This is a genomic window from Peribacillus asahii, from assembly GCF_003570725.1.
In the GTDB taxonomy this organism is placed as follows: domain Bacteria; phylum Bacillota; class Bacilli; order Bacillales; family DSM-1321; genus Peribacillus; species Peribacillus asahii.
In genome coordinates this window covers 24,325-50,886 of the sequence record NZ_QWVS01000041.1, presented here as the reverse complement: position 1 = coordinate 50,886, position 26,562 = coordinate 24,325, and the positions used below count along the sequence as shown (strand labels likewise).

At 36.6% G+C, this 26,562-nt stretch carries 23 protein-coding genes and 1 pseudogene; 5 read left to right on the top strand and 19 right to left on the bottom strand.

Features of this window, described 5'->3' with window-relative positions; translation table 11 throughout:
- The first annotated feature begins 102 nt into the window (after window positions 1-102).
- From D1953_RS17295 to D1953_RS17285, 3 genes are all read left to right on the top strand, one after another.
- Window positions 103-261: an Arm DNA-binding domain-containing protein gene (locus tag D1953_RS17295; protein WP_119118416.1), complete on the top strand. Its 159-nt coding sequence runs from the start codon at window positions 103-105 to the stop codon at window positions 259-261.
- A 41-nt stretch (window positions 262-302) separates the two neighbouring features.
- Window positions 303-1,073, top strand: coding sequence for a uracil-DNA glycosylase family protein (locus D1953_RS17290; protein WP_119118415.1), 771 nt, complete (start codon window positions 303-305; stop codon window positions 1,071-1,073).
- Between the two features lie 70 nt (window positions 1,074-1,143).
- Window positions 1,144-1,461, top strand: a complete 318-nt coding sequence (locus D1953_RS17285) for a hypothetical protein (protein WP_119118414.1) — start codon at window positions 1,144-1,146, stop codon at window positions 1,459-1,461.
- Between the two features lie 425 nt (window positions 1,462-1,886).
- Here D1953_RS17285 and D1953_RS17280 read toward each other — a convergent pair whose 3' ends face one another.
- From D1953_RS17280 to D1953_RS17265, 3 genes are all read right to left on the bottom strand, one after another.
- Window positions 1,887-2,963 (bottom strand): copper amine oxidase, encoded by a 1,077-nt coding sequence (locus D1953_RS17280; RefSeq protein WP_119118413.1) that lies wholly within the window; start codon window positions 2,961-2,963, stop codon window positions 1,887-1,889.
- A gap of 188 nt (window positions 2,964-3,151) precedes the next feature.
- On the bottom strand, window positions 3,152-4,048 hold the full coding sequence (locus D1953_RS17275; protein ID WP_119118412.1) for a metallophosphoesterase: 897 nt from the start codon (window positions 4,046-4,048) through the stop codon (window positions 3,152-3,154).
- Between the two features lie 216 nt (window positions 4,049-4,264).
- Window positions 4,265-4,549 (bottom strand): hypothetical protein, encoded by a 285-nt coding sequence (locus tag D1953_RS17265; RefSeq protein ID WP_119118410.1) that lies wholly within the window; start codon window positions 4,547-4,549, stop codon window positions 4,265-4,267.
- 242 nt (window positions 4,550-4,791) lie between these two features.
- Between D1953_RS17265 and D1953_RS17260 the strand changes: the two genes are divergently transcribed.
- Complete coding sequence (locus tag D1953_RS17260) at window positions 4,792-5,295, top strand: DinB family protein (RefSeq protein WP_119118409.1); 504 nt, start codon at window positions 4,792-4,794, stop codon at window positions 5,293-5,295.
- Window positions 5,296-5,390: 95 nt separating this feature from the next.
- On the opposite strand, the gene abc-f is transcribed toward D1953_RS17260, so the two are convergent.
- The 3 genes from abc-f to D1953_RS17245 all read right to left on the bottom strand — a co-directional run bounded on the left by abc-f (window position 5,391) and on the right by D1953_RS17245 (window position 11,189).
- On the bottom strand, window positions 5,391-7,022 hold the full coding sequence (abc-f, locus tag D1953_RS17255; RefSeq protein WP_119118408.1) for a ribosomal protection-like ABC-F family protein: 1,632 nt from the start codon (window positions 7,020-7,022) through the stop codon (window positions 5,391-5,393).
- Between the two features lie 342 nt (window positions 7,023-7,364).
- Window positions 7,365-7,883, bottom strand: coding sequence for a hypothetical protein (locus D1953_RS17250; protein ID WP_119118407.1), 519 nt, complete (start codon window positions 7,881-7,883; stop codon window positions 7,365-7,367).
- Between the two features lie 312 nt (window positions 7,884-8,195).
- On the bottom strand, window positions 8,196-11,189 hold the full coding sequence (locus D1953_RS17245) for a PAS domain S-box protein (protein WP_119118406.1): 2,994 nt from the start codon (window positions 11,187-11,189) through the stop codon (window positions 8,196-8,198).
- A 678-nt stretch (window positions 11,190-11,867) separates the two neighbouring features.
- On the opposite strand from D1953_RS17245, the gene D1953_RS17240 reads away from it, so the two are divergent.
- Window positions 11,868-12,581: a DUF3298 and DUF4163 domain-containing protein gene (locus D1953_RS17240; protein WP_119118405.1), complete on the top strand. Its 714-nt coding sequence runs from the start codon at window positions 11,868-11,870 to the stop codon at window positions 12,579-12,581.
- Between the two features lie 64 nt (window positions 12,582-12,645).
- Here the strand turns inward: D1953_RS17240 and D1953_RS17235 are convergent, their stop codons facing one another.
- The 13 genes and pseudogenes from D1953_RS17235 to D1953_RS17185 all read right to left on the bottom strand — a co-directional run bounded on the left by D1953_RS17235 (window position 12,646) and on the right by D1953_RS17185 (window position 26,494).
- Window positions 12,646-13,380 (bottom strand): alpha/beta hydrolase, encoded by a 735-nt coding sequence (locus D1953_RS17235; RefSeq protein WP_119118404.1) that lies wholly within the window; start codon window positions 13,378-13,380, stop codon window positions 12,646-12,648.
- A 512-nt stretch (window positions 13,381-13,892) separates the two neighbouring features.
- Window positions 13,893-14,066 (bottom strand): hypothetical protein, encoded by a 174-nt coding sequence (locus tag D1953_RS21430; protein ID WP_182480663.1) that lies wholly within the window; start codon window positions 14,064-14,066, stop codon window positions 13,893-13,895.
- Window positions 14,067-14,210: 144 nt separating this feature from the next.
- Entirely contained in the window at window positions 14,211-14,897 is a 687-nt protein-coding gene (locus D1953_RS17230) for a class I SAM-dependent methyltransferase (protein WP_119118403.1), read from the bottom strand.
- A pseudogene (locus D1953_RS21785) lies at window positions 14,894-15,085 on the bottom strand (IS1595 family transposase); the annotation flags it as partial. The gene D1953_RS17230 and the pseudogene D1953_RS21785, both read right to left, overlap by 4 nt.
- A gap of 213 nt (window positions 15,086-15,298) precedes the next feature.
- A complete protein-coding gene (nadE, locus tag D1953_RS17225; RefSeq protein ID WP_119118402.1) occupies window positions 15,299-16,129 on the bottom strand; it encodes an ammonia-dependent NAD(+) synthetase in 831 nt (276 codons plus the stop codon).
- A gap of 20 nt (window positions 16,130-16,149) precedes the next feature.
- Window positions 16,150-17,607 carry a nicotinate phosphoribosyltransferase gene (locus D1953_RS17220; RefSeq protein ID WP_119118401.1) on the bottom strand — a complete coding sequence of 486 codons (1,458 nt, stop codon included), beginning with the start codon at window positions 17,605-17,607 and terminating at the stop codon, window positions 16,150-16,152.
- A gap of 945 nt (window positions 17,608-18,552) precedes the next feature.
- Window positions 18,553-20,088 (bottom strand): acyl-CoA carboxylase subunit beta, encoded by a 1,536-nt coding sequence (locus D1953_RS17215; RefSeq protein ID WP_119118400.1) that lies wholly within the window; start codon window positions 20,086-20,088, stop codon window positions 18,553-18,555.
- A gap of 156 nt (window positions 20,089-20,244) precedes the next feature.
- Window positions 20,245-21,024 (bottom strand): enoyl-CoA hydratase, encoded by a 780-nt coding sequence (locus D1953_RS17210; protein WP_119118399.1) that lies wholly within the window; start codon window positions 21,022-21,024, stop codon window positions 20,245-20,247.
- Between the two features lie 11 nt (window positions 21,025-21,035).
- Window positions 21,036-21,938 (bottom strand): hydroxymethylglutaryl-CoA lyase, encoded by a 903-nt coding sequence (locus D1953_RS17205; RefSeq protein ID WP_119118398.1) that lies wholly within the window; start codon window positions 21,936-21,938, stop codon window positions 21,036-21,038.
- Window positions 21,939-22,071: 133 nt separating this feature from the next.
- Window positions 22,072-22,284 (bottom strand): acetyl-CoA carboxylase biotin carboxyl carrier protein subunit, encoded by a 213-nt coding sequence (locus tag D1953_RS17200; protein WP_119118397.1) that lies wholly within the window; start codon window positions 22,282-22,284, stop codon window positions 22,072-22,074.
- 14 nt (window positions 22,285-22,298) lie between these two features.
- The gene (locus D1953_RS17195; RefSeq protein ID WP_119118396.1) at window positions 22,299-23,648 is read right to left on the bottom strand and encodes an acetyl-CoA carboxylase biotin carboxylase subunit; all 1,350 of its coding nucleotides are present in this window, start codon (window positions 23,646-23,648) and stop codon (window positions 22,299-22,301) included.
- 12 nt (window positions 23,649-23,660) lie between these two features.
- Window positions 23,661-25,298 carry an AMP-binding protein gene (locus D1953_RS17190; RefSeq protein ID WP_119118417.1) on the bottom strand — a complete coding sequence of 546 codons (1,638 nt, stop codon included), beginning with the start codon at window positions 25,296-25,298 and terminating at the stop codon, window positions 23,661-23,663.
- 56 nt (window positions 25,299-25,354) lie between these two features.
- Window positions 25,355-26,494 (bottom strand): acyl-CoA dehydrogenase, encoded by a 1,140-nt coding sequence (locus D1953_RS17185; RefSeq protein ID WP_119118395.1) that lies wholly within the window; start codon window positions 26,492-26,494, stop codon window positions 25,355-25,357.
- Window positions 26,495-26,562 lie beyond the last annotated feature (68 nt).

The window sequence follows — 26,562 nt, the reverse complement described above, 5'->3', positions numbered from 1 at the left end:
GAATCCCACTGCTTCAGCTGTGGGAGCAGTCAAATCAATTACACCAGAAACGATGATAATGCCCACTAACATAAAAACCGTAATGAAGAGATCCAATAACAAATAAAAGAAAAGAAAACAAAAACAAAAAGTGGCTTCAAAACAAAGAAAGAAGCTACGGCTGCAATGAATGAGATTATTTATGAGTTGAATAAAGGAACATATGTAAAACCACAAAACATTATCTTTATTACAATCACAAACGAATTAAGACGAAATTAAAGGTATGAGTTCACCTTCGTAAAAGAATGGGAGGAAAATGAATGGGAATTGTTACTGAAGCAAAATTTCATTTATTTAAAGAAAAAATACTTTCTCTAGCACTGCCATTATCCGATAATGACCTTTTAAACTCAACTTTCCTATTGCAAAAGAATGAGAAGAAAAAACTAGAGGTTTATTACACCCCTTTTGATTACATAAACGAGAATGCCAAAGTGGTTATAGTCGGCATTACACCTGGACTTCACCAGATGAAAAAAGCTTATACAGCAGTTATTGAGAATAGACATTTGAGCGATGAGGAACTCCTTCATCAGGTAAAAAAAAGTGCTAGCTTTGAGGGAACGATGAGAAAAAATCTCACAGCCATGTTAGATGAACTTGAATTACCGAGACATCTCGGCATTTCATCTTCAAGCGAACTTTTTGGTACAGCCAGTCACCTTGTTTACAATACTTCCATCCTCCCACATGCTGTATTTTTCAATCATCAAAATTTTAACGGTTCACGGCCCAATATTTTAAAAACCGAAATGCTATTAGATTATGTAAAAAATTATTTTATTAAGGACATCTCGATAATGGAAAATCCATTTATCATTCCTTTGGGAGTAAATGTAAGCAAAGTTCTCGACTATTTTTACAAAAATAAACCTATTTTAAAGGGATTCCCTCATCCTTCAGGGAGTAATGGTCATCGGCACAGACAATTTCGGGAAAATAAAGAGGATATGAAAAGACAAATGGAAAATTATTTTACACATAAATCATTAGGAAATGCGGATGGGTCCTCAAATAGGTATAAAGACTAAAGGAAAGGAAAATAGAAGGATTTACTTTCCTCTTTTATCTCTTAAAATACATAGAGGGAGGTAGAGTAACATGTACAAAAAAGCAATCATCCTCGTGATGCTCTCATCGATATTATTAGTATTAGTATTGGTTAGAGTCCATACAACTGCTCCTGTTAACAATACAAATACTAAAAGCAATGATTTTTCCGAATATACTACGGTAGAATACAAGATTACCAATATTAATGGTAATCAATACTATGGAAAAGGTAGTGACGGGACCGAAATTCGTTTTTCTGATAAAAATATCCTTTCAGGTGATAACATACAAGTTCATGATAAGGTAATATGCTATTTTGAAAAGAATAATCTAGGTAAAGGATTAGTAAAAGTGGAGAAGAAATAATATCAAGGATATCCCTTATACCCACTTAAAACGAAGGTCATTTAGCCATTTATACTTTTCTCTATAGCGTTCTGGTGTTGTTAGAAACATAGAATCCCAATATCCTTTTCATCTATGAATAATGATGCTATCCTAAATAATTTATGTATGAATTCAATCTAGCTTTGGACAGACTTCACCTCTTGTTGAAGTTGTCCTTTTTTCAGCATATTATCCACTTACATACCCTAAATAACCTGCATTCCAAGCTTCTCTATCCTTGTCAATTAGAATGATCATCATTGCTTTATTAAGTTTAGAATCAAGTCATTCATAATACTTAATGATGGAATAAAAAGAAAAGCACATGCTCCTTTTATTCCATCGTTGAACTCCCCTACTAGGATTTTGGTATATTGAATCACTCAAGATTGATTATCTAAGAATCAATGGCAATTGGATCCATTTTTTGAATTGCATGCTGTTTTTGGCTTTGGACGAGGTAAATCGAGCGCTGGATTACGGTCGAAGAATCCAACCGGTTTTAATTGAAAATTAATGTACGCTGTCGGCATAACCGGCCAATCTTCTGGTCTTGTGATATGATGATGTCCCATTGTATACCACACAACTACGTCTTCATTTTCAATATTCCGATTGGCTGCTGTGTACTTTGGTAAGCCCTCGCCGCCTTTATGCTGGTTCGGATAGTTCCCTGTTGCATACATCTCATTTGGATCATATGGCGTAACGTGTAATTGATTCTTCAGAAAACCAGCACGTTTCATTACACTCGAATTATCACCTGCAAATGGAAGACAGTTTTCACCTGGCATAATTTTATAGCCAACCGGTGTGCCAACCGCATTCAAGGAATTCGGATTAATGATTTTCCATGTACGTTGAGTAGCCATATCTAGATTACGCTTGGCCTCTTCTTCTGTTTTAAATGTTTTTGAATCAATATAAAACGCATTACTATACGGATTATTCGGTCCCTCTTCTTCTGGAAGCGTGTTAATTTCCACTACAGAATTCTTCGAACCATCCAGCATCGTATCCAAGCGGAAATTAAAGAAATGTGGTGATAAACCGCATTCAACTTCATTTTCTTTTATACCAAAATAGCCAGCTGACCAAGGATCGACCATGACTAAATTGGAATCTGTAATGCCGCGTTTCAATAAAGCTTCCTGAAATTCAGGGCTATTTTTGACAACTTGCTCGCACTCCTCGAATTCATCTAACATAACCCCTGATTGAACATTTAGGATATACTCCCAAGATGTTACTTTTCCTTTTGTAATAGAAACAGTCGCCTCATAAGTTTTTTCTGTTTTATTATCTAAAAGAATCATAAATGCTTCACGCGTAATGTTATCTCCAGCTTCATAATTAAGTACAATATCCTTTACTGGCTCTTTTAGTGTGACTGTGACAAATCGTACGTATTGACTTAGTTTTTTCTCCGTCCGTATGATTTCAACAGCCTTTTTGATTTCTTGACCTGTTAGTGCTTCCATCTCCTTTGGTCTAAGACCCCAGTAAAGATGGTTATATAAGAGTTATCCCTTATTAAAAAAGATTTAATTTTAACACGTTTCTCGACTGAATCAACCGCCACCACTCGAATGGGGTCCTACCTTTTTATTTTTGGATTTTTAATACACGATCCTGTTCACGGCCAAAGCCATCGATTTCTAAGCGATCTTTATAAACTTCTACAATTGAGATAAACTTCTACAATTGAGTATGAAGTAGTATCCGCTGTCTCCACCATACCTTTAAGGTTCACATAATGAATTCCGTTCTTCACTCCATAGTTTCCAGCATGATTATGTCCATTAAAATAGGCGACTACATTTCCAGCTGCTTCGAGTTCTTTTATGACTGCATCATCATTCCAAACATTGTGATTATTTTCAGGATAGACAGGCATATGCGCGATGACCACCACTTTTTCGTTTGTTTGTGCCGCTTTATCAAGTACACCGCGCAGCCATGTTAATTGCTCATTGCTAACGCCACCATTCCAAGTTTGGGCGTTAACTGCACCGCTCTCTTTTAACGAATTGTACATTTCTTCGGCTTGTTTATATTTCTCTGAGCCTTCAGGATTTGCATAAAGACTGAGGTCATTTGTATCCAGCACAACAAAACGCCAGCTCTTATATTTGAAATCATAATACTGGTTTGGCATATTCAGTATGTCGACTACTTTTTCCGTTGTTACAGGAAAATCGTGATTACCAAGCACATGATACTTAGGTCCTTCAATCATGTTGTAGATAGGAAGAATAGAAGAGAAGCTAAAGATGTTTTTGTCGATAAGATCACCAGTTTGAACAGTGAAACCAAGATTATACTGATTCAAGGTTTGAGAGGCAGCCTTGAGCTTGTCCACTGAATTAAGGTAGAAGCGTGTGCCAGATGCGTCACAGTCGCAATATTGTATATCAGGGACAAGTCCGAATTCGAATTTTGGCTTTTCCTCACTTTTCGCAAAAACTGATGTAGCTGGACTCGTGGCAACAAGTGTGATTCCAAGTATAACAGCAACACTTATACCTTTTAGTTTGTTTGTCAGTCCTTTTTGATTAGAAAACATGAATAATTCCCCTTTCTCTTGTCAAGGACAAGAATAACATGATAAGTTCCTTTTCATCATAGCTCATGAGGATGTATGAATTATCCATATTTACGTTATTTTTATAATGTTTTAATATATTAATAATTTTGATAACTAAAATTAAAAATGAAGTTTTTATTTCAGTTACGTACATAAAAAATAACATCCTATTTGGATGCTAAGTTTAATCCTGTTCTATTTAATTCTAACTCTATAATTACTCTTTTTGACTTTAAATACAAATTTATATGAAATAATCCCTGCGTCTTCTTTAGTATTATCCACTACATATCCTAAATAACCTGCATTCCAAGCTTCTTTATCCTTGTCAACTAGAACAATCATCATTTCTTTATTAAGTTTAGAATCAAGTCGTTCATAATGCTTAATGAATGTGTCAATCTTTGTTTGATCTTTAAATTCAGTTTCTCTTAATACTTGACCTGAGTATGCGTTTATATTTTGCATGATATATTTCATCTAACAACCTCCTATATACCATATTTTAACATAAATTATAAGATGTGGTGGATAGGGGGCTAATTGTCACTAAAATTACATATAGGGGACATAATTTTAATCAAAAGAATTTGATTTGAGTAAACACACCAAAATGGATGAAAACAAGCTGTTATAAGGTAATTTGAAAACAGCGAACGAACGTTTTATAATATACCTTATAAAATAACAGATCAATTGAATTAATTATGGAGGAAATTAATATGTATGTAACAATTTCAGATTTTATTAAAGAATGGAATAGAGAGGCAATGCTAACTCAAAAGGTTTTGGATGGTTTGACAGATGACTCTTTAAAACAACAGGTTTATCCAGAAGGACGAACTTTAGGGCGAATTGCTTGGCATTTCACAACAAACATTCCAGATTATTTAACTCATTTCGGATTGGAAATGAAAAAAGTTGATAATGCACAGAACGTTCCATCCTCAGCAAAAGAAATTGCGGAAACCTTTAAAAAGGTAAGTGCTGAAGCATCTCAGACTATTAAACAACAGTGGACAGATAACTCCTTGAGCCAAATACAAAAGGCGTTTGGCAGAGAAGAAACAAATGCTCAAATTTTAATGGGACTAATCAAACACATCGTTCATCATCGAGGGCAATTAACTATTCTTATCCGTCAAGCTGGGTTAAAACCTTCCGGGGTTTATGGACCTCCAAAGGAAGATTGGGTAAATTTAGGCGTAGAAAATCCTCCACTTTAATAAAAAGTTACAAGAAATCTAAAAAAACGCTTGTTCCCAAGCGTTTTTTGTGCAAAATATAATGTTGTTTGAGATGAGCTTTAAGATATAGATCATTACAAAAGTTTATTTATTTGTTTCGTAAGCTCTTTAAATTTCTTATCGAGGTCTGCGTACGCTTTATCCTTTGGAGTCATAAAGCTAAGCTTTCCTAAAACTTCTTGTCTTTCTGTTTCAAGCTTTAAACGCAATTCATCGAGGTTGTCTCTTTTTGGAGACACTTCATTCAATTGCTTTTGTATGCTGTTATTCCAAATAACGAGTTTGCTGCTTGTCGTTTTTTCAAGAAAATATCGATCATGCGAAACGACAATTAGTGTTCCGTTATACTGCGCTAACGTATCTTCAAGTTGTTCACGTGAAGGTAAGTCAAGATGATTCGTCGGCTCATCTAAAATAAGCACATCTTTTTCTTCTAATATATACATCATCAACTTACACTTTACACGCTCACCCATACTCATATTCCTAATCGGCTCTGTCCAATGAGATGTCATAAATCCTAAATGCTTCATTAAAGTTTGGACTTTCCCTCTTGCCTCGAATGTTTCTTGAAAAAAAAGCTGCTCAGGTGTTTGTTCAAGCGGTAAGTCAAACACTTCTTGCGTTAAATAGCCAATTTTTGCAGATGGTGAAATCCATACATCGCCCGCAAAAGCTTCCTGTCCAGTAATTACTTTCAATAATGTCGTCTTTCCGCTCCCATTTGGACCTATTACTGCAACCTTCTCACCATGTTGAATCGTAAAATTGACATTTTTAAATAATGTTCGTTCGTCAAAAGACTTTGTTAACTTCTTAACTTCTAAAAATCGTTTCCCTACCTTATTGTTTGCTTTCATTGAAAAACGTACTGTATATTCTGACTCAACAGGTTCAGCTTTTACTTTTTCAAGCTCTTTTTCAAGACGCCTTTGTTTGGATTTGACTTGTGCATCCATACGCTTTGCTTTTACGCGATAGTATTCTTTAACGCCTTCCCTTTTCGTCGATTGTGCATGAGCTTTTTTCGACCAAGAAGTCAGTTCATTCATTTGTCCTTCAATCCGTTCAACCATCTTTTGCTGTTTTTCATATTCACGCTGCTGGGTAAGTCTTTTCTGTTTACGAACCTCCATATAACTAGAATAATTCCCCTTATGTTCAATCAGCTTTTTCCCTTCAATCGACCATATTTTTGTTGCAACGGCATCTAAAAAATAACGATCGTGTGAAACAAAAATAATCGTACCTTTATAATTCTTCATTTGTCTATTAAGCAATTCTACTCCTTGCTCATCGAGGTGGTTCGTCGGTTCATCTAATAGTAAAACAGCTGCATCTTTTGAAAAACCTCTTGCAAGTCGCGCTTTTAGTTTTTCTCCACCACTTAATTGTGAAAAAGCATGGGTGGGTACATGCCACTTCTCTAGTAATCTAACTTCAAAAGGAGTCTTGTCTTCAGAAGGATACGACTCGGTTTCTTGTTCAACCATAACCATTTTTAAGTCTTGTTGCAGCCATTGTATATGACCTTGTTCTGGCACTAAGTCATCGTTAATTAATTGCAATAATGTAGATTTACCTGCACCATTCTTGCCGATAACACCGATAATATCTCCTTGCTGAACACTAGCATTTAGATTTTCAAAAACGTTAAGGCCCATAACCGTATAGCTAATATTGGATAATTTCAATAGTTCTTTCATATAACCTATCCCTCTCTTTAAAGGGAAAATAAAAAATCCTCCCCATTCATTTGGAAGGATTAGCCGTACCTCTGCATAATCAAATAAGCTATTTCATTAATAGCTCTACAATTTATAGAAAATGGGCAGACTAATCCTATTTGTTATGATTTGAAATATATGATTTCAAATTTTAAAAATAAGATTAGTTAATCATCGTCCACCCATCATCCCTTCGACTATTATTAAAATTAGTATAGCACAAACTCATCTTTAAAAACAAAAGTAAGTCCAATTGTATAGAATCTTTAAATCCTAACAAATCAATATGAAATCTATAATTTTTCTCTAGACTGACATTAATTATTTCTTCTCTTTTACTTCGTATTTCGCCTCTGTATATCCTGTAACAGAACCATTATTGGGATCATCGTTATCAAATTGAATGACTGATACTGTGTGTATTCCCGGCTTTAACATACTTTCCTGCAAATTCACTGATGTTTGTGTTAGTTCTCCAAACTGTTCTGTATTAGAAAACATCTTATCCACATACACAAACGATTGTTTGCTTCCATCAAAGTTTTCAGCATCCATGCCAATTTGAATAAGGATATCCTCTTCAGAAACAAATAAAACTGGAGTATTTCCATTTTCAGATGTACCAGCAGCAGTACTTAATATAATTTTTCCATTCCCTTTAGCGGTTGTGTCATTTGGAAATGGATATTTACTCTTAGTAGTTTCTTCATCCTTCTTTGTTTCCTCTGTCGTTTGATTTTCAGTAGTGTTATTATTTTCTTCATTATTACTACAACTAAAGACAGCCATAAGAAAAAATGATAAAGAAATAGTCATTAAAACTTTAGAAAAATACTTCAATCATTTCCCTCCTCTAAACTTCCCTTTTTATACACGTTAGCGATTTAAAACTAGAGTTCCCGAGTAATGGATGAAATATGTTGTCAAGTTGAGACATTAGGAAAGACATAAAAAACAAGACTTTAAGAAATACCTGCATCGAAAATGGATGAAAAAAGAATCAGCCATTGACTGATTCTTTCAATCACCACTATTTGTTTTTTACATTTACTGAGTTGGAACGTTATCTCCTCACTGAACCTTATTACAGTGCTGCGACATTACTTTATCATCTATCTAAATCGACACACAGCATTGTGAATAGGAATCTATTCAAGTAACCAAAGAAGGCTTCATCGGCAAAATAACATCTACCGTAGTTCCTTGATTAACGATACTGTCTATACCCATTGTCCCTCCATGTTCTTGGACAATTTTTTGGCTAACCATTAGCCCCAGTCCTGTCCCTTTTTCTTTTGTACTGAAAAAAGGTTCGCCAATATTTTTAATCCGTTCTTTAGATATCCCCTGGCCCTGATCAATAAATCTAAACAAAATAGAGTTAGCACTGTGCCAAAGCACCTGAATTTTAATGACTCCTCCATTTGGCATAGCTTCTACTGCATTTTGAAGAACGTTCATATACACCTGTTTCATTTGGTTTCCGTCACAATAGATAAGCGGTAAATTTCCACTATACTCTTGTACAATTTGAACATTTTTCAATAAAGCTTGTGTCTCAAATAAAAGTATCACTTGTTGTAAAAGAAGCCTTCCATCTATTTCTTTCATTTGCGGTGCTTGAGGCTTGGCAAGTGATAAAAAGCCCTGAACGATATCTTCTAATCTATCAATCTCAGACAAGATAACATCCGTATACAAGGGATTATTTGTTTCCTTTTGTAATAACTGAATAAATCCCTTTATCGAAGTCAATGGATTCCTTATTTCATGTGCTACTCCTGCAGCCAGTTGTCCTGCAACGGAAAGTTTTTCTGATTTACGTATTAATTGATCCGCCTTTTTTCGTTCAGAAATATCACGAGCTACTATGACAAGATGTTCAACTTCATTATTTTCATCCAGGACAGGAGTTCCCCAAGCCTCTACATATACCCACTCTCCACTAACATGTTTACATCGGAATTCAATGTAACAAGGTGTCTTCGATGAAATTGAGTTTTCATACTGAGTTTGCATATAAGGAATATCATCAGGGTGAGCTAAATCAAAAACTTCATTCCCTTCATATACATCAGGTGAGAATCCCAATACAGTCTCATGAGAGGGTGATGCGTAGCGAACAATACACTTTGTATCCAGCACGCCAATTAAATCTTGCATATTTTCTGCAATGAGACGATATTTTTCTTCGCTTTGACGGAGAGCTTCCTCCACTTCTTTTCTTGTTGTAATGTCCCGGAACATTCCTTGAATAGCCGGCTCTCCATCATAGATAATTCCAGTTGCTGTACCTTCTACGTGAAAGATTGTTCTATCAGGGCGAATCATTCTATATTCTAAAAGTTCGACATCACTCTCGTTTCTTTCTGCTAAACATTGTATTCGTTCAAAACCCATCTTTCGATCATCTGGATGAAAAAAATCTAAAATAGGTTTTCCAAGTAATTCTTCAGGATGGGTAAAACCTAAAACTTTCACTCCTGCTTTGTTCATATATTTAATAATCCCCTGACTGTGTACAACAATCGGTTCTGGAGATAAATTTACTAACCTTCTATACCGTTCTTTACTTTCCTCAAGGGCTTGTACCGCCTTTTTTCTATCCGTGATGTCACTATACATAGTTAGAATGGCAGAACTTCCACCATAAGGGATAGACACACTGCCAATTTCGACGTCAATTACTTCTCCATCCCGAGCTATCAGCTTCATTTCTGTTATCGGTAGTTCTTCTCCCACTTCAGTTTGAGCTAGCCTCTTTTTAGAAAGTTCATAAGAATCTGGATGAAGACAGCTGGAGATTTCTTTCCCTACTACATCCTCTTCCTTTATCATTTTCAAAGCACATGGATTCGCATAAAGAAATTTCCCATCCCGATGAATGACAATCCCTTTAGGAGAATATTCAACTACTTTTCGATATCGTTCTTCACTTTCTTTTCTTTCGGTAATATCAATACAGGAACCAATAACTTCAACTACTTGTCCACCTCTCCGGACAGGACGTAAAGAGGCCAAATACCAAACGCCATTGACTTCCCCTTCATAGGTAACATTCTCCTCGCCTTCCCAGGCCCTTTGATAACAATGAACTTTTCTTTCTGCTATATCATAAGGCAGAAAATCTCGTAGTTCTTTTCCTAAGATTTGTTCAGGTGTCAAATTTATTCGATACAGCAATTCTCCATCACATAAGGTGTGGATAAATTTTCTATTTTGTTCAATAAATTTAAAAATCATCCCCTGTTGCTGTCTTACGGTATCCCGTAATTCTTGACGAGCTTGTTCTAACTCTTCTTCCAACCATTTTTGTCTACTGAATTCTTGTGAAAGCCCTTCTCGATGGACAATCTGCTCTATTTGATAAAACTGCTGTATTAATTGATCAGGAGCTAAAGGTTCACTAAATAGATAGCCTTGCCCCATATTACAAAGATTTTGTTGAAGAAAAATTAAATGTTCTTTCATTTCAATCTCTTCAGCAATCACTTCCAGCTTTAATTGGTGAGCCATTGCGATAATAGCTTTTACAATTGTGGCATCCTTCTGATTTACTCCACAATTACAAATAAAAGATTGGTCTATTTTGATACTATCAATAGGAAATTCTTTTAAATAATGTAGAGGACTATAGCCTGTTCCAAAATCATCCAAACTAAGCCGGATACCGAGACGCTTTAATTCCTTTACAACAGGAAGAACATCATGAACATTCATCATTATGCTTTCCGTAATTTCAAGTTCCAAATATTCCGGAGCAAGTCCCGTTTCTTCTAAAATAAACCGTACTCTCTCAACTAAATTCGGTTGATAAAGCTGACGAACGGACAAGTTAACAGCCATCACCATAGGGGGTATACCCGCTTTCTGCCACTCTTTGTTTTGCTCACAAGCTGTGCGTAATACCCATTCACCTATTGGTATAATCAATCCTGTTTCTTCAGCAAGAGGAATAAAGTCTAACGGTAAAATTCCCCCTTTTTCTGGATGCTCCCAGCGAATCAAGGCTTCTACTCCATTAATTTTCCCTGAATCCAAATGGATTCTTGGTTGATAACAGAGGATAAATTCTTTCTTTTTAAGTGCAGTCCTAAGATCAGTTTCTAACATACATGTTTGATTGGTATTTTTTGATTTCAACATTGTAACACCTCAAATTACCGAACTCCTATCCTTATAATGATTTAACTTAGACGTACGGCATCGCTTCTCTGTTTTTTATTAAATTACCTTTTCCGATAAATTGTTTTCGCTTACATTGTCATTTATGAATGAAACTATAACATTTCTTCCAATACGAAATATTTAAATAATTACCAGTCAATATAATTATATAATTTTTTCAGTGCTGTATCATAGTCTTCACATAAAAATAAAGCAATTTTCTTTTGCTTGATTTGTCAACCTTACATAAAATCCCGTTTTGTATAATTTTCTCGAGAAGACAAATATGATAACATTATAATCTAAATCACACGAGGAGTGAGCACAAATAAAACAGGTACAATTAATTAGAGACTTACCAGGAACAAACTTTACAAAAGGAACAACATTTTTTATAATCGCAGAATCAGAATTTTTAGGTATCAAAAATTTTGTTCTCCAAGCTGAAGGATTACAAGGAAAAATGACCATTACCGAAGAAGAACTGAAAAATAAATTCGTTTCTTACAAACCATTTATCTAGCTTCTAAAAGAACATAATCCTTTTAGAAGCATATTTTATTTACAGACAAACTATTAATAACTTATCATGCATTGTGACACAGGTATATTTTCCTTTATAATACAAATTAGTAAATAATTTAACTGGAGGTTCTTATGAAAAACATCAAATGGAGTAAGCTTATTATTTGTTGGCTGATGATGTTTGCGTTGTTCGTTTCTTTTTCCTTGCCATCTAATGACGCGTATGCTGCGTCCTCTACAAAAGTTAAGGTGATAACGAAAACATATAAGAGTAAAAAGTTTTTAAAATACCCTCAAGTCTCTGGATTAAAGAGCACCTCCGCTCAAAAGAAAATTAACAGTGTTCTTTTGAAACACATTCAAGGGTCCTATAAAAGCTATAATCAACTAAAGAAAGATATGGAAGAATTTCAAGGAGACCCGCTATGCAAAGAGTACCCGTATGCTTGTCAATATGATTACACAACAAGCTATAAAGTGAAATATAATAAAAATGGAAAAGTCAGTATTCTTATCTTTGATTGGATGTACGCAGGTGGCGCACATGGTGGCGGTATAGTCACAATCTATAATTTCAATTTAAAAACAGGAAAGCACTATACATTGAGTGATACTCTTACATCCAAGACAAAGTATACAAAAGTTACAAAACATGTAAAAAGTTACATGTCAAAACACCCTGACATCTTTTTTGAGAGCTATCTATTAGGTGATTTTAAAGTCGATAAAAACACTCAATTTTATTATACAGATAAAGGGATTGCTTTAGTTTTCCAAGAATATGAAGTAGCCCCTTACGCAGTAGGCAATCCAGTTATTCACGTACCAAGTACAGTTTATAAATAAGGCATATAAAAAAGGTGCAAATCCGAGGTTTGCACCTTTTTTACATCTATACAATTAGGACATGTCACAGCAACTCAAGAAATTCATAAATATCCTCATATAGTTGTTCACGTTCTGGGCCTAGCGTTATAATATGGCCAGATTTTTCGTACCACTTCAGCTCTTTTTCATATGAATTAACCCCGTTATATATATTGTTTACACTCTCTAAATTAATAGTATGATCCAGACGTCCTTGAGCTACAAATAAAGGAGCAAACACTTGATCTAAGTTTTCCTGCACATCCAAAATAAAATCTCTAATTGTCAAAATATTATTCATAGGAACCTTTTGAAACTCCGCCATTTCAGCCTCAATAGTTTCATCACTTTTCCCTTCAAACTTTTTATAATTATAAGCGTAATCAATCACACGTTTTTGCATCGCTTCATCTTTTTTCTGATACATAGGAGAGCACATCGTAACAACTCCACTTACTGAGAAATTATAGGCTAACTTTAATGAAAACACACCACCTAAAGATAAACCAACTGCAGCTATTTGCTCATATCCTTGACTTTTTAAAAACTGATACCCTTCTACTACACTTTGCCACCAATCTTCAACATTTGTCTCAATGAGCTCTTCGGGAGTAAGACCGTGTCCTTTATAAAGTGGAGCATAGCATGTATACCCGCGATCATTTAAATATTTTCCTAGCCTCTTCACATCCACCGTGTTTCCGGTAAAACCATGCAGTAAAAGAACAGCCTTTTCTCCGCCCTTATACATGAATGGTTTAGGTGTAACAACTTTCATATATAAACGTCCTTTCTTTCTTGCCCATTTTACATATTCGATAAAAGCAGATAACTGCTAAATTACTTATTTTTTATCTTTTTCCAATATGTTATTTCGATATACTTTCGGATGACCCAATGTAAAATACTACATCCTATCATTACCTGTCAATATCTTTTTCCTTTAGTCTCGACAATTTAAACCATATTAAAAACAAGAAACGTAAAAACTAAAAATATTTGTTTTTTAAAAGCATAAGCAACGATACATTAAAAATGTTTTTCGGAAAAATCAGGAAAATAATTAAACTTGAACGCACATATCAGTTTCATACATTTGATGAGTTAATCGAAAAAACAAAAAAAAAAATTTCAGACCTCTCTATCTCTAAAATCAACATATTGAATAAACACTTCAGCCGTACATTAAGTTCAAAAATGGGGCATACACCTATAAACACGATTTCTAAGCTCTCTTTTAAATTTTTAAATAAAAATAGCCTCTAGGCATGACCTAGAAGCTGTTTTTATTCACTTCTTACTTCCTAAAAAAGCACGTATCATTGTTCCTACAAACATAATACCTGCCCCACCTAGTAAAAGAACTAAAAATGTGTTTTTTTCAATAACGTCTAGCGGGTAAAGCAAACTACTAAAAATCAGTAACGCACCAAGCCCTGATATAATCCAACCAAGTTTATTCAAGTTGTCTTCATCCTTTATCAAAAGTATTCATATCTATATATCTTACACCAAGTTTACAGAGTTTCAATGATTTCGCCCTTTTTTCTGTTTTAAAAGAAAGGCTTAATTCACCTTTTAATAATCATGCATAAATACTTAGAGGTCTTACACATAAGCCGTCTCAACTAACAATTCACTATTTCCAATTTTTAAGAAATTATAATTATAGTTTTTTTGACATCTTACCATTATAAATTTAAATGGAGGTTTATTTTCCATATTCTTATGTGGCTCAACGATTTCCGAAAATTCTATTAGTCCATATTTTCCAAATTCTTGTTTTATCGAGTCAGAATCATAAAAAAACATTTTTACCCCTTCCATTATCTCGAAATAGTTTTTCCCCAATTGTTTTCCCTTTCCAAACATAGGAGCTTCTTTGGAAATAGTAGTAAAAATCATATATCCGTTTGGCTTTAACTGATCATAGCAATCTTTAATAAACTTATCTCTCTCACGATTATTCAATAAGTGAAGAAGTGCATAACAAAATATACCATCATAAAGTTTGTTATCAAAAGGCATATCGGTTACCGAACCATGAAAAATACTAATATTAAGACCACTTTGCCTTGCTAATTCAATTGCCGTTTTTGAAATCTCAATACCTGTTACGTGTATTCCGTTGTCAATAAAAACCTTTGCATTTCTACCGTATCCAATACCAGGAATCAATATATCCTTCACTTTCTTTTCAAGGAAAAAGTCCTTTGTCAAGATTGCGGAGTCTGAAGGCTCAAACCCCCACATCGTTTGATTTTCTATAAAACTTGATTCCCAAAATTCTGTCATACCTTCATCTCCTTTACAAATATTAACTCTCTTTCTTTAAAATCTGCTGTTTTTGTATAAGCATAGGCTACATTACATTGAACCATAAAGTTCTTTACCTTTATTGCTTCTTTATCATTTTCAAACAGTTCAAGTCATTTGAATTCAGTACATATAGTTACAGTTATAACACCATTAAACTTATTCATTATACCTCTTTTTTAACCTGCTTACCTCCTTTACGAGATTTTCTTAGCATTTTAGAAGGGTTTTGTACCTTTAAAAATTTCAACATTAATTTAAAACATAGCTAAAAGAAAAAGAACATGATGCTTAGAACCGCAGGAGTAAGAAGTCAAATAGCCCGCTAATTCAAAAAACTGACCTGCTTATATAAGCCAGGTCAGTTTGATAATTTCTTCTTATCTCCACCACGTATCATATACATGAATCGGTTCATTTCGTTTATGTTCTGTCTTTGTGTACCAGTTTTCAATAATTTCCGCTGCTTCTGTGCGAATGTCTTTACCTTCTAAATAGTCATCGATTTCCTCATAGGAAACACCTAATGCCGCTTCATCTGGTACTAACGGTTTGTCATCCTCAAGATCCGCTGTTGGTACTTTTAAATATAAACGTTCAGGAGCTTGTAAATATTTTAAAATTTCTCTACCTTGTCGTTTATTTAAACGGTAAAGTGGAACTAAATCAGCTGCTCCGTCACCAAACTTCGTAAAAAATCCAGTTACTGCTTCTGCGGCATGATCAGTCCCCAATACAACTCCTTTATAAATACCTGCTAAATCGAATTGTACTTTCATTCGCTCACGTGCTTTTGTATTGCCTTTTAAAAAGTTCGATAATTTCTGGCCAGAAGCTGTTTCAACCGCTTGTACGGAAGCGTCAACAGCTGCTTTAATATTTACTGTCACATTCACACTTGGCTTAATAAATTGCAAAGCCGCTTGACGATCATCTTCATCTGCCTGTACACCATAGGGCAAACTCACGGCAATAAATTGATATTCATTTGTATTCTTTTCTTCATTTAATTCATTCACTGCTGTTTGAGCGATATAACCACATAAAGTGGAATCTTGCCCTCCAGAAATACCAAGTACAAAACTTTTGATAAATGAATATTTCTTTGCATAATCTTTCAGCAAATCCACACTTCTTCTAAATTCTACTTTAGGATCAATCGTAGGCTGTACTAACAGTTTTTTAATAATTTCTGACTGTAAAGGACGCATCTACTTACCCTCTTTCTACATTATTTAGATAACATTTTAGCTTGTACTTCTGCTATATTTCTCATTTTATTATCCCAACATTTCTGACTTAAATCGACTGGATACTCTTCCGGATTTAAAGCTCGTAAGTATTCTGGCCAAAGCACTTGTAAATTTTGCTTACAAAAAGCTTTAATGTCATCAATGGCTGGCAATTCATAAACTAATATACCATTCTCATAAATATCCTCATGTAAATCGACCGCATCAAAATCAGTCACAAATTTACTAAGGAATGTATGTACTGGATGAAACATCTTTAATTTCTCTTCTTCTTGCGGCTTTTCATCCTCCATCGTCAAGTAATCACCCTCAGCATGGTGGTTAATTTTATTAATAATTCGATAGATGCGCTTCAGCCCTGGTGTAGAGACCTTTTCTGGATTAGATGAAATTTTCATCGTATCCACCAATTCACCATGCTCTTCTTCCATCGCCACCATTTTATAAACTGCTCCTAGCGCTGGTTGATCATAAGCTGTAATAAGCTTCGTTCCGATTCCCCAAACGTCAATACATGCACCTTGCTGCTTTAAATTGATAATAGTATATTCATCCAAATCATTAGAAGCGACAATCTTTGCTTCAGGAAAACCAGCTTCATCTAACATTTTACGTGCTTCTTTTGATAAATAAGCAAGGTCGCCGCTATCTAAGCGAATGCCAATAAAGTTAATTTGATCTCCTAATTCCTTAGCAACTCGAATCGCATTTGGAATACCCGAACGAAGGGTATCGTATGTATCAACTAAGAATACACAATCCCTATGTGTTTTCGCGTATTTATGAAAGGCTGTATATTCATCTTTATACGCTTGAATCATCGAATGAGCATGTGTCCCTGAAACAGGGATTCCAAATAGCTTACCTGCACGAACATTGCTTGTTGAATCAAATCCAGCAATATATGCCGCTCGTGCTCCCCAAATAGCCGCATCCATTTCTTGAGCGCGACGTGAACCAAATTCAAGCGCTGGCTCATCTCCGAGCACTTGCTTAATACGTGATGCTTTCGTTGCAATAAGTGTGTGATAATTCACAATATTAAGCAGAGCAGTCTCGATAAGCTGAGCCTCTCCAAGCGGTGCTTCCACTCGTAACATCGGCTCATTCGCAAAAACAAGTTCGCCTTCTTTCATACAACGTAAGTTTCCTGAAAAACGCAGCTCACTTAAGTACGTAAGAAATGCTTCATCGTACTCCAATGTTCGTAAATAATCGATATCACTTTCTGTAAAGCTGAAATGTTCTAAAAAATGAACGATTTTCTCCAGTCCCGCAAAAATAGCATATCCACTCTTAAAAGGTAATCTTCGAAAATAAACTTCAAATACGGCCTTTCGATTATGAATGTTATCTTCCCAGTAAGATTGAACCATATTAATCTGATAAAGATCGGTGTGTAATGTATAGCTGTCATCGGTATATTTCGTTGCCATTTGATAGTTCCTCCCAAAAGAAATGCAAGCCGCTTCTCTTTTTTCATGTTGCTATGTTTATAAAGTGAAACTTCCATCAGTAAGGAGGTATTTAGCCTCCACTGATGGTTATTGAACCAATTGGACCTTTACCGGCAATTGTCTCCACTTTTCTTCTTTGTTCTCTCAAAATCTCGAAGTGGGAACTACTGCCCATTAAGTAAGTATGAAATAAAATCGTTGCTCCAAACGTGCCTTTAAAATGTTCTAATGTCTTAGGCGAGAAGACTCTCACCTCAAGGAATGTGAAGGGCGATGCCCAATGAGTAGGTGGGAGATGAATCACCTTCCTGCCCAACCAAACACTTGTTTCTTTGGTATTCCTGTACGAACGATTCTTCGAAAACCGAAGATAGGAGATTCTAGCAAGGTAAATGTCTGCTAGGTAAAATCTTCAATCTTCAACGCTCTAATCGCCTTCACGTATATCCAAGTTGCTAATCCTCAGCTAAAGTAGGGTGCGTGGCGAGTCAACGTACAAAAATAGTAAAAGCTTTCACCTTAGGGACTACTGGTAGAGCCTGCTAAAAAATTGGTGGATACACTGGTGTTTGCAGGAATCCCCCTACTTCAAATTTTCATTAGAAAATTAAGTGATGGGTAGTTCAAAAGTTTCATATACCTTCTGTAAAATATGAATTGTGAACTTTCTTCAAATAATGGTTATAAACATAAATGATTTCGAGCTTATTTTTATTAGTAACACTTTATTAGAAACGATTGAGCAATCATAGTTACCATCCTTGATTGCATTCAAAAATAAAATATAAGTATAAATATGTAATTACACACTATCTTACTATATTTGCTTCTTATAATACAAGAAACCAAAAAAGTTTAATTGAATTCTTATCCTTTTCTATATAAAAACCTACCAGAACTGGTAGGCTTTTATAGATTCATAATTTAAACTGGATATACTCCATGCTTTCGATCAGTAAATGTTAACTGTTTGCTATTATAAGCTGCAAATCGACTTGTTAATTCTGCACGTAAATCATTTGGTGCAACAATTGCATCGACAATCATTTCAGATGCTAAGCGGTAGATATCGATATCTTGATTATATTCTTCTCGTTTTTGCGCGATAAAAGCACCACGCTCATTTGGTTCTAAAGCGTTTATTTTATTTGCGTATACTGCATTCACTGCAGCTTCAGCTCCCATTACTGCAATAAAAGCAGATGGTAACGCAAGACAGCAATCTGGTTCAAAAGCAGGGCCGGCCATCGCATATAATCCAGCACCATATGCTTTTCGTACGACGACGGAAATTTTCGGTACAGTCGCTTCACTCATCGCTGAAATCATTTTCGCTCCATGACGAATAATACCTGCTTGTTCGACCTTTGTTCCAATCATAAATCCTGGAATATCCGCTAAGAATAGAAGCGGAATATGGAAAGCATCACATAGCGTAATAAATTTAGCTGCTTTATCCGCTGAATCATGGAATAACACGCCACCCTTTACACGAGGCTGATTGGCGATAATCCCGACCGGTTGCCCATTAATGCGAGCTAACGTCGTAATTAGTTCAGGAGCAAACAATTTCTTAATTTCGCAGACTGAATCTTCATCCACAACTCGATTGATCAGATCGTACATATTAAATGGAGCATTTTGATTAGCTGGAATAATGTCTGCTAATGTTTTTTCAAAAGAGGCTGGATCTTTAGCTTCTACCGGCGTTGGTTTTTGTTGATAATTCGTTGGGAAATAGCTTAAATAACGGCGAGCAAACGCAATCGCTTCTTCTTCTGATTTAGCAAGTACGTCACCACATCCAGAAACTGAGCAATGCATTTTCGCTCCGCCCATTTCTTCTTCCGTTACCTTTTCACCAATAACCATTTCAGCCATTCGCGGAGAACCTAAATACATAGATGCATTGCCATCGACCATGACAACAATGTCACAAAAAGCAGGGATATACGCACCACCAGCAGCGGAAGGACCGAACAATAAGCAAATTTGCGGTACTTTTCCAGATAGCTTCACTTGGTTATAAAAGATTCTTCCAGCACCACGGCGACCTGGGAACATTTCAATTTGATCCGTAATACGTGCTCCAGCAGAATCAACTAAATATAAAAGAGGAACTTGTAATTTTTCTGCTGTTTCCTGAATACGAATGATTTTTTCAACCGTTTTAGCTCCCCATGATCCTGCCTTTACAGTAGAATCATTAGCCATTACACAAACTGTTTGACCGTTAATTTTACCGATGCCTGTTACAACACCATCAGCTGGCAGCCCTTCACTTGTACAATTAGCAAAAAAGGCATCCTCTATTTCAATTCCTTCATCAAATAATAACTGCAAGCGTTCACGAACAAATAGTTTACCTTTTTCTGCATTTTTTTCATGATATTTAGTAGAACCACCTTTTTTAATTGTTTCCACAATATCATTCAGTGTAGTTTTCGTTGATTGTGACATGCTAATCCCTCCGCTTTTTTAAAAGATAGGAAAATATAAAACTTTCAGTACGTTTGGGTGTCTAGATTCAGGCGTTATCGACTCAAGGTCATAAACTAACCTCTTCGAAAGACAAATTATGTATCTGTCAATGATTACAGACGCCTTATGCTTTGCTTACTTCCCTGTAAAGACTGGTTTACGCTTTTCTTTAAATGCGGCCAGACCCTCTAGTCGGTCGTTAGAACGAATTGTCGTATTGTATTGAATTTTTTCAATAGCTAATCCTGCTTCTAATGAGACATCTAGTCCTTCATTAATAGCCGCTTTAGCTGCTCGTAAAGAAAGCGGAGCATTTTCAGCAATTTCCTGAGCAAGTTTTTTCGCTTCTTCTATTAGCTTTCCTTGTGCCACCACTCGGCTAACAAGCCCAATCGAATTGGCCGTATGTGCATCAATTCTTCGGGCTGTATAGATTAATTCTTTTGCAACAGCAACCCCAATAACACGAGGCAATCTCTGTGTACCACCTGCGCCAGGGATAATGCCAAGTGCCGTTTCCGTTAAGCCCATTTTCGCTGTTTCTGAAGCTAAGCGCAGATCACAAGCTAAAGCGAGCTCCAGCCCTCCTCCAAATGCAGCACCGTTAATAGCGGCAATCACAGGAACCGGAAAGTTTGCTAGTTTTGTAATTGTGCTTCCAATCAGTTTGACTGTCTCTTTCACCTCGGCTTCTTCCATACCGGCACGTTCCTTCAAATCAGCACCAGCGCAAAATGCCTTCTCTCCTGCTCCCGTTACAATGACAGCTCGTAACTGAGAGTCATTTTGTAGTTCAGCGATTGCTTCATTTAACTCAAGAAGTAATGCTTTTGATAAAGCATTAGCTGCTTCAGAACGATTTAACGTAATAATCGCAACACCTTTTGTTTCACGATTCATTTCTATCAGCTTCATAGCTCCACTCCTCACTTACTAGCATTAAACACGGCCATCTGATGACTTGGCAGCGGTGTTTGCAAACTATTTTGAATAATCAAACTCGCCTGCATAAGTTTCTCAGCATCAATTCCCGTCTCAATTCCCATCTTATCTAGCATATGAACAAGATCATCTGTCGCAACATTTCCACTTGCACCCGGAGCGTATGGACAGCCTCCTAACCCACCTAATGAAGCATCGAAAGTAACAATCCCGTACTCTAGCGATTTCACAATATTCGCAAGCGCCATTCCTCTCGTATCATGGAAATGAAGTGCGACCTTGCTTTTGTCATATCGCTTAAGAGCTACTTCAAGAAACTGCTCCACCTGCATAGGAGAAGCTACACCAATCGTATCACCGAGAGAAAGTTCGTGAATACCGTAATCAAATAACTGGTCACAAACACGTAACGCTTGCTCGAATGGCACATCTCCTTCATATGGACAGCCAAAAACGGTTGATACATATCCTCTTACCGTCTTTCCGTTTCGAATCGCTTCCTCAATAACTTCACGCAAAACAGGATACGTATCCGCTATCGATTTATTAATATTATTCTGATTATGCGATTCACTGGCCGACATAAAAACAGAAACCTCATCAATATTAGCTTCTAATGCAGATTCTAATCCTCTCTTATTCGGAACAAGTGCTGCATACGTTACATCCGGATTTCTCTCAATGCCCTTCACTACCTCCATTGCATCACCGAGCTGTGGAATCCATTTAGGATTAACGAAAGAGGTCGCTTCAATGTAAGAAAGCCCTGTGTTAGATAAAGCATTAATCCAGTCTATTTTAACGTCTGTTGGAACAATCCGCTTTTCATTTTGAAGGCCGTCTCGTGGGCCTACTTCCTTAATAATAATTTTCTCCGGCCATTTCAATTACATCGCCTCCATTTTTATAGCAAATGAGCAGATAGTAAGCCGTAAGCCCCCACTTCACCGTTAAGTAAAGCGGGAGACTTCAACCAACACTCAGTATCTCTTCCCTAAAAGAAAATCTACTTGATAAACTTTATTCAATGATCGCTAACACGTCACCTTCATTTACAAAATCCCCTTCATTCACCTTTAATTCCTTCACAGAACCTGATTGCTCTGCCGCAATAGGAATTTCCATTTTCATTGATTCTAAAATCACGATATCTTGTCCGTCTGTTACCGTTTCTCCTTCTCCTACAACTACCTTCCATACGTTTCCTGCCATGCTCGCTTTTAATTCTGCCATTTCAAATTCCTCCCTTAAATTGTAACTTTTTTAATATATTTATCAATAAAGTCTGTTGTTGTATCTCCATTTTTAAATGCTTCGTGAGCAGCTATTTCTTCAAGCAACGGAATATTTGATTTAATCCCTTGCACTTTATAGTGAGCCAATGCCTCTTTTAACCTCTCAATCGCTTCGTTTCTCGTTTCTCCCTTAATGACTAATTTTGCAATCATTGGATCATAAAAATGAGAAACTACTGATTGATTATGAACAGCTAGCTCATGACGAATCCCTTCTCCATTTGGCAACTGTAAATCTGTAATTTTTCCTGGAGCTGGATAAAAAGTTTTTGGATCTTCAGCATACACTCGTACTTCAATGGCATGTCCTTCTAGCTTCACATCGTTTTGCGTAAAGGAAAGCTTCTCGCCACAAGCAATACGAATTTGCTGTTCCACTAAATCTAAGCCTGTAATCTCTTCGGTAACAGGGTGTTCTACTTGCAAGCGTGTATTCATTTCTAAGAAGTAGAAGTTTTGCTCATGATCTACTAAAAACTCAAGTGTACCAGCATTATAATAGCCAATTGCCTGCACAGCTTTTACGGCTGCCTCACCCATTTTCCTTCTCGTTTCTTCACTTAAGAATGAAGACGGTGCTTCCTCGACGACCTTTTGATGACGACGTTGCACAGAGCATTCTCGTTCCCATAAATACACCGCATTGCCAAATGTATCTGCTAATATTTGAATCTCGATATGTCGCGGCTGCAAAATGCGTTTTTCGATGAACATATCGCCGTTCCCAAAAAACATTTGTGCTCGCTTTTGATTTCCTTCAAATGCTTTAATTAGCTCCGCTTCATTATCAACCGATTGCATCCCAATGCCACCGCCGCCGGCAGAAGCTTTCAACATAATTGGATAGCCTATTTGCTTCGCCACTTGAACAGCTTCATCCACATCAATAAGCGGGCGGGATAATCCTGGAACAAGTGGTAAACCTGCTTGCTCCATCGTTTTTCGGGCTTCAACTTTGCTACCCATTTGCTGCATCACATCAGGACTTGGTCCAATAAAAATCAGACCAGCGCTTTGACATGAACGAGCAAAATCTGCATTTTCACTTAAGAAGCCGTAGCCAGGATGAATAGCATCTACCTTTGCAAGACTTGCAATCTCTAAAATCTTTTGGACGTTAAGATAACTTTGCTGTACTTGTGGGGCACCTAATAAATAGGCTTCATCCGCTTCAGAAACAAACGGTGCATCCGCATCTGCTTCAGAATAAATAGCTACCGTTTGAATGTTTAGCTTTTTACAAGTACGAATAATTCTTCGCGCAATTTCCCCTCGATTAGCAATCAATATTTTCTGGATCATCGCATTCCCTCCTTATTTCGTGGATTCTGAGATTACATCAAGAGACTGTTCTTTCAATTTGAATTTTTGAATTTTTCCTGATGCCGTCATCGGGTACTGCTTCGTAAACTGAACATAGCGAGGAATTTTAAAGTGTGAAATTTGCCCCTTGCAATATTCTTTTACTTCTTCCTCTGTCAAAGTTTCGCCTTCTTTAAGAATAATCCATGCCATGACCGCTTCTCCGTATTTTTTATCCGGAACGCCAACCACTTGTACATCCAAAATCGCTGGATGCTGATAAAGAAATTCTTCAACTTCTCGCGGATATACATTTTCTCCTCCGCGAATAATCATATCTTTCAAGCGTCCTGTAATTTTACAATAGCCATTCTCATCCATAACAGCGAGATCTCCCGTATGAAGCCAACCTTCATGGTCAATCGCTTCTTGCGTCGCTTCTGGATTTTTGTAGTAGCCTTTCATCACATGGTAGCCGCGTGTACATAGTTCACCTTGTTCACCCGATGGCACTTCTTCACCTGTTATTGGATCGACAATTTTCACTTCAACATTAGGCAGTGCTCTTCCCACTGATGAAACACGTAACTCGATTGGATCGTCTGTTCGAGTCATGGTAATTCCAGGTGACGATTCAGTTTGTCCATATGTAATCGTAATTTCCGACATTCCAAGCTTTTCTACGACATTCTTCATCACTTCAATTGGACAATTCGATCCTGCCATAATTCCTGTTCGAAGCGTGCTTACATCATAGCTATCGAAATCATCTAAATTCAGTTCAGCAATAAACATCGTTGGTACACCATGAAGAGCTGTACATTTTTCTGCAGCTACTGTTCTCAATACATCACTTGGATTAAATTCCTCAAGCGGAACCATTGTCGCTCCGACAGAAACACAAGCCATTGTCCCAAGTACACAGCCGAAGCAATGGAAGAACGGTACAGGAATACACAAACGATCCTCATTTGTCAGCTTCATACAAGCTGCAATATTTACCCCATTATTAACAAGGTTAGAATGAGTCAACATTACGCCTTTAGGAAAGCCAGTTGTTCCTGATGTATATTGCATGTTAATCACATCAGATGGACTTTGATTACTCATACGTTCATCTAACATTTCCTCAGTTACATCAGCTTTTCCTTTCAACACATCATCCCAAGAATACGTGCCCGGATATCGATTTTCACCAAGAACAATGACATTTTTTAATTTTGGCAATCTTTTTGATTGTAGCTGCCCTGGTTTAGATTCTCGTAATTCAGGAACAACTTCATATAACGTCTCGATGAAGGAATGACCACGATACTCTTCCATTAAAATAATCGTTGTCGCATCCGACTGTTGTAGCAAATATTCTAACTCACTTCTGCGATAATTCGTATTCACTGTTACAAGTACTCCGCCCATTTTCGCTGTTGAAAATTGGGAGATAAGCCATTCCGGTTTATTTGTAGCCCAAATAGCCATATGATCTCCTTGTTCAATTCCAAGCGACATAAACCCGCGAGCCACTTCTCGACATAATTTCTCAAACTCTCGATACGTATAGCGAAGGCCTAAATCATGGTATACAACCGCCTCTTTATCACCTGAAACACGAGCTGTTTGCTCTAGCAACTGACCAATCGTGACATGCAACAATTCAGTCATTAAAGTCCTCCTCATCAAGTTATATTTAAATTATCTTATTGGAAAGATTAACAACCTAACTGTTTAGCAATAACCATTCGTTGTACTTCAGAGGTTCCTTCCCCAATCTCTAAAAGCTTCGCGTCACGGAAGAAGCGCTCAACTTGATACTCCTTCATATAACCATAACCTCCATGGATTTGTACCGCTTGATCACATACTTTCATGCATATTTCCGAAGCATACAATTTAGCCATGGCTGCTTCCTTCTTAAATGCTCTTCCTTGATCTTTCAACCATGCTGCTTTATAAACCATGTTACGAGCTAATTCAATATTCATAGCCATGTCAGCCAGCTTGAATTGAATGGCTTGAAATGAAGATAAGCTGTTGCCGAATTGTTTTCTTTCTTTTGCATACTGAAGCGATTTTTCATAAGCTCCTTGTGCAATTCCAACGGCCATCGCCCCGATTCCAATTCTTCCTCCATCAAGAGTAGCTAAAAACTGCTTAAACCCATTGCCTTCTTCACCAAGGAGATTCTCTCTAGGAACGCTTACATTTTCAAAAACTAACTCAGTTGTATTTGAAGAATGAAGTCCCATCTTTTCATAATTACTAATTACAGTAAATCCCGGCGCATCAGTAGGTACAATAAACGCACTAATTCCATTAATTCCTTTTGATCGATCTGTTACTGCAGTAAGTGCAAGGTTTTTGGCGTAGCTTGCATTCGTAATAAAACATTTAGAACCAGAAAGCACCCACTGACCATCCTTAAGAATTGCTGTTGATTGAGTTCCACCTGCATCAGAACCAGCATTAGGTTCAGTCAAACCAAAAGCACCTAAGTACTCCCCTGTACAAAGTGGTGTTAAATATTTCTCCTTTTGCTCATGAGTGCCAAATAAATGGATAGGAGCTCCCCCTAGTGAAATATGTGCAGAATAAGTAATACCTGTAGAGCCACATACTCGACTTAACTCTTCTACAGCAATGGCAAAGCTGATTGTATCTCCACCACCACCACCATATTCTTCAGGAAAAGGAAGACCCATCATCCCTAGCTTCGCTAATTGATTGAATATTTCCTTTGGAAATTCACCAGTACGATCCCTTTGATCTGCACCTGGAGCAACCTCACCTTCCGCAAAATCACGAATTAACTTACGTATCATGGCTTGTTCTTGTGTTAAATCAAAATCCATAGTCAAAAACCTCCCGTAATTTATGTAAGACCGACTAGTTGGTCTTGTTATCCCGCATAAAAGCACAT